We start from the raw sequence: 12801 nt of genomic DNA on the forward strand, positions 1-12801 counted from the left end.
TCATCTGTCGCAGTGAGCCCGCTTTCACCCGTTGTCGAACGAGTGCACCGGTGAGGGCGGCGCCAGAACGGCGCGGTTCCAGGGCAGCGCGTCGCTAGGGCAGGAGAAGGTGGGGTTCGTCGGCGCTTCTGGCGCGGGACGGAAGCCTGGACGACGGCGGGCATCCGGGCCAGACCGCCGGCGCATTGCCAGGTGCTCACGTGCGCGCATCCCTGCAGCGCGCGGCTCCTACCGAGGAGCCCGTGCTGTCCTCGGACCTCATTGGCCCCGCGACGGCCGGACGCATGGTGGCTCAGCAGGTTCCTGCCATGCGGACCAGCGGACTGGCGGCCGTATCAGCTCGCTCCCCGGCCGGTGCGGAATGAGCACCTCGTGGGGGCCCCAGGGCGTGGTGCAGCCCTGGATGAGTGCCCAGCACATGGCAGCACGGATGAAGGATCTGATGGAGAGAGGGTCACGAACGACGAGCCGAAGAGCATTCATGGTCCACGCGATCAGGCTGTACGCGAACCACGACCGGCCTGACTACGACGACCCAGACGGACGCCAGGTGCGGCCGCGTGGCCATGGTGGGCAGCTTGGCCCTGTGCTCGGCGACCGCGAATGATCTCCTGCACTCGCTCGTCCTCGCCCCATGGCCACCTAAGCGCCCATCAGATCCTTCGCATCGAGACGGTGGCGGTTCTTCGGCAGAGCCGTCTTGGCCGTCAGCCCCCGCGACTGCCAAGCGTTGTCGCGGAGCTTGAACAGAGCCCAGTAGCGAGTGGGGCATAGCAGCACGATGTTCATGAACACGGACGCCGGGGTTCCGACAAGCCACGAGCGCCACCGCTGGCGTGTGGTCATGTCCGGCCGCATGAGCACGTACAGTCCCGCCTGCCCGTAACGCACCACGACGTACACCGCGAGGTACACCAAGGCAACGCCCGGGTTGTGGTAGCGGCCACCCAAGGCCATCACCGTCATCACGAGAGTCCAGGCCAGCATCACAGGGGTGATGACGAGCTGAAGCAGGCCGAAAGTCGGCGAGATGAGCTGCTTCAACGACAGCCGCGAGTACACGAACGGCAGCATCCACCACCACGACCGTGCCCAGCGCAGGCGCTGACGGTAGGTCTTCTTCAGCGTCGTCGGCATGTCGGTGACCACGCCTGCTTCGTTGACAGCCACGACCTCACCGCGCATGAGAGCCCTCAGCGCCAGCCAACGGTCGTCCCCCGTACCGCACTCCACCTCGTAGGCGTCCAGATGGTCGTAGAGCAGCTCTGCCCTGTAGAGGGCCAGCGCGCCCGACGTGGTCTCCAGCGCTCCGAGCATGGATCGCGAGGACCGCATCATCACGCACGAAGTGCCGATGTCGATGTCCGCAGCCCTGGAGACCCAGGTCTCCTCAAAGTTGCGGATGTAGATCATGCCAGTGGTGGCCTGGATCCGCGGGTTGCTCATGGCCCGGAGCTGCTGCTCCAGAGCATCCGGGAAGGGCTCGCCGTCCGAGTCAATGGTGAGAACGAATTCGAAGTGCTTGCCCTGCTCCTGAAGGTGACGGAGCACCGTGACCTGGGCACCGCGCTTGCCCTTGTTCTCCTGTCGGTGCCAGAAAACCCGAGGATGATCGAAGGGCTCCACGGGGTGTTGCTGCGAGCCGTCGTCGATCACATGGATCTCATCCACCGGATGCGTCTGGACCAGCAGCGACCTCACTGTGCGGTGCAGGTTCTCCGTGGGCTCTTCGAAGGCTGGAATGATGGCCACCGTCCGGCCAGGAGCTACGGGCAGGTGCGTGAAGGACCGGCCCTTCAGGAACGAGGCCAGGCAGAGCACGATCACCATCATGCCCAGCCACCAGTAGAACGTCAGGATGGGGCTCTTCGATTGGAGGTGGACCACCACGGTGGCAGCGGCCAGAGCCGCCACCACCACGGCAGTCACCACGGTGAATCTCGCCCGTGATGCAGTGCTCAAGCGGTCACCCGCTTGCCGCGGGTCGCCAGGCGGAAGACTGCCACCCCGCTGACCACGAGGAGCATGGCCGCCAGCACGATCCATCCCAGAGCCGTGCCGCCCGTGGCGGCCAGAGCGGCTCCCCCGGTGGCGGTACCGATCGCGGCACCCACACCATTATGTCCGTACATGATTCCTTCCTTCCCGAGCGTCGCGGACGCTCGACCTTGTCGTGAGTCGGCATGGCGCCGAGCGTGACCGGCGCATAGGCCGCCTCATTGGCAACCTCTGCGACGTCGAATGGGTCATTGAGGCGTCAGCAGCACCACGGCGTCCTACTCCTCGACCGGGATCGGTCTCTCATCCTTTGGCCCTGCCACCCCTGTTGTTCTTCGGTGCTCTAGAGCCGCTCGACGTGAGGGGCAGGCGCCATGACGCCACGGGTGTCCAACACGTAGGCGGCCTCGACAGCGAGCTGGGCGAGGTCGAATTCGCCGTGTGGGGTGAGCAGGACTACGGCATCGAACTCGGCAACACTCGTGCCGTCGTCCGCGGGGGCGAAGGGGATGTCCCTGCAGCCGTCGTTGGGCAGGTAGGGGTCGACGACGGTCACATGCGCCCCCATGGCGCGCAGCCGGTCGATGACCTGGACGGCCGGCGACTGTCGGGCATCCGAAGTGCCCGGCTTATAAGCGGCGCCGAGGGCGAGAATGCGGGCCCCGTGCACACTGCGGCGGAATCGGCGGCTCAGGGCGTCCTGCAGGCGGCGCACCACGTAGTCCGGCTGGCTTTCATTGATGTCCTGGGCCAGCTCAATGAGCCGGAAGGTCTGTCCGTGCCGAGCTTTGACGTGGTGGCTGAGGTAGACGGGATCGATGGGCAGGCAATGCCCGCCGACGCCGGGGCCCGGCAGGAACTTGGTGAATCCGAACGGCTTGGTCGCGGCCAACTCCAGGGTGTGCCACACGTCCACGCCTAGCGTGTGTGCCATCCGGGAGAGCTCATTGACCAGTGCGATGTTCACGTGGCGGTAGGTGTTCTCGAACACCTTGGCCAGCTCGGCTTCTTCCAACCCGGAGGCCGGTACGGTCACTTCGGTGATCGAATCATAGAAGGCCTTCACACGCCGCAGGCAGGCATCGGTGAGCCCGGCGACGATCTTGGGTGTGTTCTCCAGCCGCCAATCAGCATTGCCGGGGTCGATGCGCTCGGGGCTGAATCCGACATGGAAGTCTCGTCCGGCAACGAGGCCCGATCTTTCCTCCAGCAGGGGTATGAGCACGTCGCGCGTTGTGCCCGGATGCGTGGTCGACTCAAGCACCACGGTGGCACCCGGCTCCAGCCACGCGGCCAGCGCACTGCCGGCCTCCCGTACGCAGCTGAGGTCTGGGGCACGGTCGGTCAGCGGGGTCGGCACGGTGATGACCGCGACGTCGAAACCCTTGAGGTCCTTCAGATCGGAGCTGACGGTGTAGGCGCCCGAACGAAGTACTTGCTGCAGGCGGTTGGAGTCGATGTCCTCGATGTAGGACGATCCGGCGGCCAGCCTCTCGCAACGCTTCCGGTCGGGCTCGTAGCCGGTCACGGTGTGTCCAGCCTCAGCGGCCCTCAGGGCCAGGGGCAGGCCGACATAGCCTTGCCCGAGCACACAAATGTGCATGGTGGTTTCCTCACCTTGAGCCAGCCCGCGGACACGCGCGGACTGGAAAACGGCGCCCCTGAAGTGCGGCTGCCTGTTCCTGAAGCAGGCAGCCGCGGCGTCGGGTACTGCAAGCAGCGGTGTGAGAGCGGCGAGCTGAACCCCCCGTCGGGTTACAGCAGTCGCCCGCGTCGAGTCACCACCGTGTTACCGATCCGTCCGGGCCCCCTGCCCGTACGTGCGCGATGCACACAAGTCGATCTTCACAATCCCCCCTCATTTGAGGGCCTCAAGAGTTCAACAAAAGTGTTGTCGCGCGGAACCCTTGTTATGGATTCGCAACTTCTGAATTCCCTCTGAGGCCCGATCGCGGTGACGATGCACCGCAGTCGAAGGCGGACTGACCGACGCCGGGCAGCCATCAGCCGGCGTTGGTGTCGGTCCACTTGTCGCTGTACATGTCCTTGCTGATCTCACAGGAGGCGATGTTGTAGCTACCCGAAGCGGTGGACTGCGAGATGACCTTGTCGTTGATCTTCAGCTGGCAGGTGACGTGGCCTCCACCCTGAAGCTGCACAGTGATCGAGTAGTACTGCGGGTTGCCGAGCGGCTTGGTCACGCTCATCGGCACCTTGCCCTGGACGGAGGACCCGGCCGGGCCGTACTGCACGTCGGCACCACCGGTGCCGGTGACGACGTAGGTGACGGTCTGCGGCGTCTTCTTCTTGGCGGCTGAGTGCGGGGCGGCGGCCTTGGCGCTGTTCCCGGTGTCCGCGTGTGCGGCCGCCGGGCTGTTGGCGGTGCTGCTGCCGGACTTGCCGCCGCCGGCAGCGGAGATCACGGCGGCGAGGACCACGATGCCGACGACGCCGAGGCAGCCGACTCCGGCACTGGTCTTGGCCTTGCTCTTCTTCTTCGGCGGTTCCGGGGCCTGCGGCTGGAACGACTGCTGCGGCTGGCCGGGCTGCTGGGGCTGCTGGGCCCAGGGCGGTGTGGACATGCGCGGGTACCCCCGATGGTGTGTGCGGAAGAGGATCTCGATGTGGACGGGTTGAATCAGGCGGCCTGGGAGCGCCGATAGTCGGCGAGGGCGTTGGCGGCCCACAGCGGGACCAGGCGCGGGAGTTCGGTACGCGGGACGACGCCGCGCACGCACCGCAGGCCGAGCTTGGCGAGGGAGTCGGCGGCCTCGTTGAGCGGGTGACCGACGTGGGCCTTCTCGTGGACGAACGTCAGGTCCGGCGTGTACTCGGCAAGCAACTGCAGCTTCACCAGGCTGGGCCGGCGCCCCTGGGAGCGCAGGTGGGTGTCGTAGCCCTCGGGCATGTCCGTCCCGCCCTGCTGCCAGCTGTGCAGGAGCCGCAGCGCCTGGAGGTTGTCCACGCGAACCTCGACGGGTCGGCCGGGGTGCGCATCAATCATCCTCATTTGTGTCAACACAAGACTGGAAAGCGGCGCTCGTGTCGACCGTTTCCGCTTTCCCGCGCTCAGGATCATCGCCTCCGGGCATTACTGCCACTGCGAGCTGGTTGCGATGGCCCGCAGTTGGGCCAGTGTCAGGATCGGCGTGGTCCGGGTCGCGGGGGTGTTCTGGCTCGGTGCCTGCCACTGCATGATGGTGACGTAGAGCCCGTCAGGATGCAGTACGTTCACCGCCGCGTGCCCGGGGCCCGTTCCGGGTGGAGTCTGCCGGGACTCGATCAGGGTGCCGTCGGCCAAGGGCGTCGTGCCGGCGAAGACGTGGCTGCGGATCACGGTGGTGGAGGTCTGCCGGGAGACGTGCACCTCGAGCAGCGACTTGCCGTGGCCGTCGTCCACCCACAGCTGCCCGCACGCCTGCGGCTACGCCGGCGAGCCGGAGATCCGTCCGAGCATCCTGTACGGACTGGCCTCGCAGATCAGCGTGAGCAGTTAGCCTCTGCACAGCGACCCCGGACAGGGCGCGCGCAGACGGCCGAAGGCCCCGACCCCTGATGGGGGCGGGGCCTTCGTCATGCCCAAGGGGTCTGCGCTGCTCGCCGCTTCGACGACCCCAGCCGACCTCGGCAGACTCTCCCGCCCTCGTTCCCACGGCTTCACGGCAGTCCTTCATGGGGACATCATGGGAACGGAAGGTCGTGTAAGGGCAGGGAACGATCAGGCAGAGGCGGAAGGCCCGACGGCGCTGACCAGCATGAACGCAGCAAACAGGGGCAGATCATCACGGACAGGGGTGACGCTGGGGGCTCTTGTAAAGCGAAGGTCGTCGGTTCGAATCCGACAGGGGGCTCTCTGGCTGAACAGCACAGACGCCCCGGCCGATGATCGGTCCGGGGCGTCCGACATCCACGGGTGACATCGACCGGGGCGGTCACTCACGGTCGGGACGGCGCCTGAGCAGGCGGTCCATGTGACTGATGGCCTCGCGCTACGTGTCCGAGCGGCAGGTCGTCGAGTCGGTCAACGAAACCTTGAAGGGACAACTCGACCTCGAACAGCACCGAGGGCGCACACCTCGCGGTGTCATCGCCCGCATCATGCAGCGCATCCTCGCCCTGACCGCCGCGATCTGGCACAACGACCACACCGGCCAGTCCGTCCAGCGATCGCCGACCGCCTACGACCATGATGGGGCACGGCCAGTGGCCGACCTCCGGATCGACGGACCCTACTCACGCTGGTCGGCATGATCTGTCTACGGCTGACCGGTGACTGGCAGAGCCCGTACCCAGGTGCGGTCGCCAGTCAGGTATGCGTCGACGGCAAGCCCTGCCTCGCTCAAAGCGAGCTCAAAGGCCTTGGCGGTCAGGGGGCGTGACAAGAACGTCTGGCTCCACCGCGCGTCCGAGAAGATGTATTCGACGTGGACGGACCGCACACCTGGGGCCACCGGATCGGAGGACACCACCCGGACGAGGCCGCCAGCGACCTTCCGCTCTTGTGGCAGGTTGTCGTGCCGACCCTCGCTCTCTCGCTGGATCAGCACGCAGCCGTCGTCCGCGACATGCCGTCGGCAGGTCCGTAGCAGCCCCTGGCGCACTTGTGGATCACCAGCATGAACAAGGAACGACCCCAGCAACACCACGTCGAAGCGAGCCTCGAGCTCCAACTCCTCGATCGGACTGCAGACAGTCCGGGCGCCGTGGACCCGCTCGAGCATCTGGGGAGATTCATCGACGGCAGTCACGGTGAAACCTCGCTCCACCAGCGGATGCGTCACGCGGCCCACGCCAGATCCGAGCTCGAGAATATGGACCTTGGCGGGGACGGCCCGCTGGATGATGTCGGGCTCGTCGCCCACGGGGAGCCGTCCGTACAGCTCGACTGCACACCCGTCCGGCGTGATTGCCCCCGGCCCGGTTCCTTGGTATCCCTCGCGCATGCGTCCGCTCATACCCCCATCGGAACACGGCGGGGGCTGCCGTGAAAGACGACGTCGTCCTGCCCCCTGCTGCACCCCAGCAGTCCGCCCTCACAACGGACCGTTCTTCGAGGTCGCGGAGCTCTGTCACTTCTTGTGGAGTGCCGACAGCATGGAATTCCAGGAGCGGTTCCGCTGGAAAGGCTTTTCGAAGGTCTCGGAGAATATCCAGGCGCCCAGGATCGAAGTGGGCAGTGCGAGCGCGAGTGTCAAGCAGAAGGTGGGCAGACCGGGTGACACGAAGTGCGGGGCGATCTTCCGGACGACGGTCATGACGATGGGCAGATGGATGAGATAGAGGCTGTAGGAGAAGCCGCCGAGACTGCGCATGGGGCGCGTGGCCAGGAGCCGCATGAGGGGGGCCGGTCTTCCGGTCGCGACCGCGGCGAGAAGCATCGTCATGGCAGGGACGACGGCAAGGTCGACCCAGTAGTAATGGTTCACCGTCCACGCCGATCCCTTGGCGAGGATGAGCGACAGAGGCGGTGCGGCGGCCAGCAGGGCCAGCCAGTGCCACGGCAGGCGCCGGATCCTCTCCGGTGCGACGATGACCCCCGCGCCGACCAGGCCGGCGACGAAGACCGGGGCGAGATTCGGGGCCAGCCAGTTCACTCCTTCTGCCGGGTTGGCGTGTGCCGCCGCCAGGCCGCGGACGACCGCCGGCAGTGTCACTCCCGCGACCAGGACCACCGCTCCCAGCCGCCGCCGGACCAGGAGGAGCAGCGGAAAGAGGAGATACAGCTCCGCCTCCACGCCGATCGACCAGAAGGCTCCGTTCGGTGTCGGCGCCGTGATCATGTCCTGGACCACGAGCCCGTACACCAGGATTGTTCTGCTGTTCGGCGGTCCGTAGTGCGAGGCCGCCACCACGAAGTGGGCGACGAGCACGCTCAGAGCGAGTGCCGCCCAGTACGGCGGAAGAATCCGCCAGGCGCGGCGGCGTAGAAATCGAGCGGCACCGCCCAGGTGCCAGCCGTTGCGCGCCGGGGAGATCGCCAGCGAGAAACCGGACAGCACCAGGAAGAAGACGACAGCGAGACGCCCGTACATCATCCAGCCGAGCCAGGGCGGACCCGAGTTGCCGGGGAATCCTGGAAAGGTCAGCAGCCAGCAGTGGAACAGGACGACGTACAACGCGGCCAGGCCGCGGAGTCCGTCGAGACCCAGCAACTGGCTGGGGCCGCGCACCTCATCCGACGCGCCCCCTTCTCGCGCCGGTGCGGGCAACTCCAGAGCACTCCCGGTGGGAGGGTTCGACCCTAGGATCGCTCGCCCCTTTCTTCTGCGGTGCGCTCCCGACATCTCCCTGTTCGCGTGGGCGCAGCGCCACCCACGGTGACTGATACGTCGCAGGTGGCCAGGAGGTTCAACGGGGAAGCGCAGGACTTCCCCTCTTCGGCCGGCGCGGGGCGCGTCGCGGTGTCCCTGCCCTGCCGGGGGCGGCTCCGCATGGGTCAGCGGGCCCCGTCACCCACGTGGTTCATACGAGTCGCGCGCCCTCTGACCCCGGCACAAGATCGAAGAACGCTGACGTCGCGTCACCTCGCGGCCGGCGTTGCCCTCTGCCCCCGCGTAAGGAGAAGTGCGCAGGATGACCACTACGTCTGAACGTATTTCAGCACCGGTGACGCGCAAGGCGTCGAGGCGTGTGTCCCAGTCCGTCTTCGACGGCTCCCGCCTCAGGGTCGTACTGCTGGTGGAAGTCTATGACGGAGCCCAGCAGCAGTTCCTGGAGGCTTACGAGCATCTGTGCAGTCAGGTCGCGTCCGTGCCCGGGCATGTCAGCGACCAGCTCTGCCAGTCCATCGAGAGCCCCTCCCAGTGGCTCATCACCAGTGAGTGGGAGAGCGCCCCGCCGTTCCTCGACTGGGTGAACAGCGAAGAGCATGTGCAGATGGTCCGGCCGCTGCACAGCTGCGTCCGGGACACCCGGTCGCTGCGCTTCCACATCGTCCGCGAGACCAGCCGCGCGGCCGCGGCCGACGCCGGTCCCCGACAGTTGCAGCTGGCGCCCCGGATCGGCGACGGCAAGATCCGTCATGCGCTCACCTTCACCGTCAGACCCGGCAGCGAGGAGACCGTCGCCAAGATCCTCGCCGACTACGCCGCGCCGGAGGCACAGGTCGACGAGAACACGCGGCTGTGCCGTACCTCGCTGTTCATGCACGGCAACCGGGTCGTACGGGCCATCGAGGTGGAGGGCGACCTGCTCGCCGCGCTGCGCCACGTCTCCCGGCAGCCCCAGGTGCGGGCCGTCGAGGAGGCCATCAACCCGTATCTGGAGCAGGAGCGGGACCTGACCGACCCCGAGGCCGCGCGGGTCTTCTTCACCCGTGCCGCCGTCCCCGCCGTCCACCATGTGACGGCGGACGACGAGTGCCCGGACGCGGTGCGGTACGCGCTGTACTACCCGGCCCGCCCGGGTCGCGGGATGCAGCTGGCCCGGCTGCTCGCGGAGCAGGACGAGGCGTCGGCGAACGACCCGAACTGCCCGGTCTGCCGCAGCACCATCTTCCAGCGCGACGAGATCGTGGTGCGGCTGGTCGACGTACGGGGCGACCTGGACGGCGACCCGGTGCACTCCCTCGGCCGTGCCGACTCCGCGCGGGCGGCCGAACTGCTGTCGCTCCTCGACGGCGAGGCCGTGGGTGCGAACGGTTCGGCGCTGAAGGACGGCGACGCCGCGCACTTCCTCAAGCTGGCCCGCATGCAACTCGTCACCGACCGCCGGTCGGACCAGGCCTGACCGGCACCCGCGGGCCGTAGCGGCCGCGCCCCCCTGTCGACGCAGCACACCACCGGAGGAACGACGTGATCAAACCCCGGCCCCGGATCGTGAATCTCAGCGAGACCGAGCCCAACACCAAGCGCGGAGGCGACCTGCGCGCCATGCTCACCCCGGCCACGGTCGGCTCCACCAGCGGTTTCATGGGCGTGGCCATCGTGCAGCCCGGCGACCGCATCGGGGAGCACTACCACCCGTACTCCGAGGAGTTCGTCTACGTCATCTGCGGGCGCCTGGAGGTGGACCTGGACGGCGACCCCCAGCCGCTGCAGCCCGAGCAAGGGCTGCTGATTCCCGCCTATATGCGCCACCGCTTCCGCAACGTCGGTGACACGGAGGCCCGGATCGTCTTCCATCTGGGTCCGCTGGCCCCGCGCCCGCAGCTGGGCCATGTCGACACCGAGGGCACCGACGCGGTCGCGGTCGCGGCGCAGACAGCCGAGGTCGGCGCCGGCCGCCCGGCCGAGCGAGACCAGGTCCGTTCATGACCAGGCGGGTCGCGGTCACCGGCATAGGCGTGGTGGCGCCGGGCGGCATCGGCGTCCCGGCGTTCTGGGACCTGCTCTCGGCCGGCCGTACCGCGACGCGGGGCATCACCTTCTTCGACCCGTCCAGTCTGCGTTCGCAGATCGCCGCCGAGTGCGACTTCGACCCGGCGGCTCATGGGCTGGACGCGGAGCAGGTGGCGCGCTGCGACCGGTACATCCAGTTCGCCCTGGCGGCCGGGGAGGAGGCGGTGCGTGACGCCGGCCTCGACACGAGCCAGGAGAACCCCTGGCGGGTGGGGGTCTCCCTGGGCACCGCGGTCGGCGGCACCACCCGGCTGGAGCACGACTACGTCCTGGTCAGCAGCCACGGTGAGCGCTGGGACGTGGATCCCCGGCAGGCGCAGCCGCATCTGCACCGCGCGTTCTCGCCGAGCACCCTCGCCTCGACGGTGGCGGAGCGCTTCGGGGCGCGCGGGCCGGTGCAGACCGTCTCCACGGGCTGCACCTCCGGGCTCGACGCGGTCGGATACGCCCTGCACACCGTCCAGGAGGGCCGGGCCGATGTGTGCATAGCCGGTGCCTCGGACTCGCCGATCTCGCCGATCACCATGGCGTGCTTCGACGCGATCAAGGCCACCTCCCCGAACAACGACGATCCCGCGCACGCCTCCCGTCCCTTCGACAACAACCGTGACGGGTTTGTCATGGGCGAGGGCGGCGCGGTGCTCGTCCTGGAGGAGCTGGAGCACGCCCGGGCCCGCGGGGCGCGCGTGTACTGCGAGATCAGCGGCTATGCCACCTTCGGCAACGCCTACCACATGACCGGTCTCACCAGCGAGGGTCTGGAGATGGCGCGGGCGATCGACGAGGCGCTGGACCATGCGCGGCTCGACGGCTCGGCGATCGACTACGTCAACGCACACGGCTCGGGCACCCGGCAGAACGACCGGCACGAGACCGCGGCGGTGAAGAGGGCCCTGGGACACCACGCCTACGACACCCCGATGAGCTCCATCAAGTCGATGGTGGGGCACTCCCTCGGGGCGATCGGGGCGATCGAGGTGGTGGCCTGTGTGCTGGCCCTGGACCGCCAGGTCATTCCGCCCACCGCCAACTACGAGACCCCGGACCCCGAGTGCGATCTGGACTACGTGCCCCGCGTGGCCCGCGAACGCAGGCTGAACAACGTGCTCTCCGTGGGCAGCGGGTTCGGCGGGTTCCAGTCCGCGGTGATCCTGACCCGGCCGAGGGAGAGGACACGATGAGCGCACCGCACGGCAGGCGTGCCGGCGTCACCGGAATCGGCGTCGTCGCGCCCAACGGAACGAGTACCGACACCTTCTGGAAGGCCACCCAGGCGGGCGTCAGCGTCCTGGACCGGGTCACCCGGGAGGGGTGCGAGCATCTGCCGCTCCGAGTGGCGGGCGAGGTCCGGGGCTTCGAGCCGGCCGCGACGATCGAGGAGCGGTTCCTCGTCCAGACCGACCGGTTCACGCACTTCGCGATGGCCGCGTCCGATCTCGCGCTGGAGGACGCCCGGTTCGGCCAGGCCGATCTGAGCGACTCTCCGTTCATCGCCGGGGTGGTCACCGCGGCCGGGTCCGGCGGCGGCGAGTTCGGACAGCGCGAGCTGCAACGGCTGTGGGGGAAAGGCAGCCGTTACGTCGGCCCGTACCAGTCCATCGCCTGGTTCTACGCCGCCAGCACCGGCCAGATCTCCATCCGCCGCGGGTTCAAGGGCCCCTGTTCGGTCGTCGCCGCCGACGAGGCCGGCGGTCTCGACGCCCTCGCGCACGCCGCGAGGGCGGTGGGACGCGGCACCGATGTGATCGTGGCCGGTTCCACCGAGGCGCCGCTGGCGCCCTACTCGGGGGTCTGCCAGCTCGGGTACCCGGAGCTGAGCACGGCCTCCGACCCGGCCCGCGCCTACCGTCCCTTCACTGCCGACGCCTGCGGGTTCGTGCCCGCGGAAGGCGGCGCGATGCTGGTCGTGGAGGAGGTGGGCTCGGCCCGGGAGCGGGGCGTGCCCGTGCGTGCCGTCATCGCGGGACACGCGGCCACGTTCACCGGCGCCTCCTGCTGGGAGGCGTCCCGGGAGGGGCTCGCCCAGGCGATCCGCGGCGCCCTGGACGAGGCCGGCTGCGCCCCCGAGGAGATCGACGTGGTCTTCGCGGACGCTCTCGGCATCCCGGCGGCGGACCGGGCCGAGGCGCTGGCGATCGCCGACGTCCTGAGCGCGCACGGCAGCCGGGTGCCCGTCACCGCGCCGAAGACGGGGATCGGGCGCGGCTACTGCGCGGCGCCCGTGCTGGACACCGCCGCGGCGGTGCTCGCGATGGAGCACGACCTGATCCCGCCCACCCCGCATGTCTTCGATCTCTGCCATGACCTCGACCTGGTGACCGTACGCGCCCGTCCCGCCGAGCTGCGCACGGCGCTGATCCTCAGCCGGGGACTCATGGGTTCGAACTCGGCGCTCGTGCTGCGGCACGGCGCCCCCGACGCCTCCTAGGGAGGCCCGCAGCCCACCACGACGACCCGCAGCAAT

At 68.4% G+C, this 12801-nt stretch carries 12 protein-coding genes and 1 pseudogene; 5 read left to right on the plus strand and 8 right to left on the minus strand.

Annotated features, from left to right (window positions below; translation table 11 throughout):
• Positions 1-642: 642 nt before the first annotated feature.
• The 6 genes from AB0L95_RS04165 to AB0L95_RS04190 form a co-directional block, all read right to left on the minus strand.
• Positions 643-1929, minus strand: a complete 1287-nt coding sequence (locus AB0L95_RS04165) for a glycosyltransferase family 2 protein (protein WP_365156618.1) — start codon at positions 1927-1929, stop codon at positions 643-645.
• A 29-nt stretch (positions 1930-1958) separates the two neighbouring features.
• Positions 1959-2132 (minus strand): hypothetical protein, encoded by a 174-nt coding sequence (locus AB0L95_RS04170; protein WP_365156620.1) that lies wholly within the window; start codon positions 2130-2132, stop codon positions 1959-1961.
• A 209-nt stretch (positions 2133-2341) separates the two neighbouring features.
• Positions 2342-3601 carry a nucleotide sugar dehydrogenase gene (locus AB0L95_RS04175; RefSeq protein WP_365156623.1) on the minus strand — a complete coding sequence of 420 codons (1260 nt, stop codon included), beginning with the start codon at positions 3599-3601 and terminating at the stop codon, positions 2342-2344.
• A 400-nt stretch (positions 3602-4001) separates the two neighbouring features.
• Positions 4002-4580 carry a hypothetical protein gene (locus AB0L95_RS04180; RefSeq protein ID WP_365156626.1) on the minus strand — a complete coding sequence of 193 codons (579 nt, stop codon included), beginning with the start codon at positions 4578-4580 and terminating at the stop codon, positions 4002-4004.
• Positions 4581-4636: 56 nt separating this feature from the next.
• Positions 4637-5002 carry a hypothetical protein gene (locus AB0L95_RS04185; RefSeq protein ID WP_365156629.1) on the minus strand — a complete coding sequence of 122 codons (366 nt, stop codon included), beginning with the start codon at positions 5000-5002 and terminating at the stop codon, positions 4637-4639.
• 87 nt (positions 5003-5089) lie between these two features.
• The gene (locus AB0L95_RS04190; protein ID WP_365156631.1) at positions 5090-5398 is read right to left on the minus strand and encodes a hypothetical protein; all 309 of its coding nucleotides are present in this window, start codon (positions 5396-5398) and stop codon (positions 5090-5092) included.
• A 602-nt stretch (positions 5399-6000) separates the two neighbouring features.
• Here AB0L95_RS04190 and AB0L95_RS04195 point away from each other — a divergent pair.
• A pseudogene (locus tag AB0L95_RS04195) lies at positions 6001-6138 on the plus strand (IS982 family transposase); the annotation flags it as partial.
• Between the two features lie 116 nt (positions 6139-6254).
• Here the strand turns inward: AB0L95_RS04195 and AB0L95_RS04200 are convergent.
• Positions 6255-6953 (minus strand): class I SAM-dependent methyltransferase, encoded by a 699-nt coding sequence (locus AB0L95_RS04200; RefSeq protein ID WP_365156634.1) that lies wholly within the window; start codon positions 6951-6953, stop codon positions 6255-6257.
• 114 nt (positions 6954-7067) lie between these two features.
• Complete coding sequence (locus AB0L95_RS04205) at positions 7068-8168, minus strand: acyltransferase (protein ID WP_365156637.1); 1101 nt, start codon at positions 8166-8168, stop codon at positions 7068-7070.
• 403 nt (positions 8169-8571) lie between these two features.
• Between AB0L95_RS04205 and AB0L95_RS04210 the strand changes: the two genes are divergently transcribed.
• The 4 genes from AB0L95_RS04210 (at position 8572) to AB0L95_RS04225 (ending at position 12765) form a co-directional block, all read left to right on the plus strand.
• Entirely contained in the window at positions 8572-9726 is a 1155-nt protein-coding gene (locus AB0L95_RS04210; RefSeq protein WP_365156640.1) for a SchA/CurD-like domain-containing protein, read from the plus strand.
• Between the two features lie 65 nt (positions 9727-9791).
• Positions 9792-10253, plus strand: coding sequence for a cupin domain-containing protein (locus tag AB0L95_RS04215; protein ID WP_365156643.1), 462 nt, complete (start codon positions 9792-9794; stop codon positions 10251-10253).
• Positions 10250-11518, plus strand: coding sequence for a beta-ketoacyl-[acyl-carrier-protein] synthase family protein (locus AB0L95_RS04220; RefSeq protein ID WP_365156646.1), 1269 nt, complete (start codon positions 10250-10252; stop codon positions 11516-11518). The genes AB0L95_RS04215 and AB0L95_RS04220 overlap by 4 nt, the downstream gene beginning before the upstream one ends.
• Complete coding sequence (locus tag AB0L95_RS04225) at positions 11515-12765, plus strand: ketosynthase chain-length factor (protein WP_365156649.1); 1251 nt, start codon at positions 11515-11517, stop codon at positions 12763-12765. Before AB0L95_RS04220 ends, AB0L95_RS04225 begins: the two co-directional genes overlap by 4 nt.
• Positions 12766-12801: the final 36 nt, after the last annotated feature.

Source organism: Streptomyces sp. NPDC052036, from assembly GCF_040680495.1.
In the GTDB taxonomy this organism is placed as follows: Bacteria; Actinomycetota; Actinomycetes; order Streptomycetales; family Streptomycetaceae; genus Streptomyces.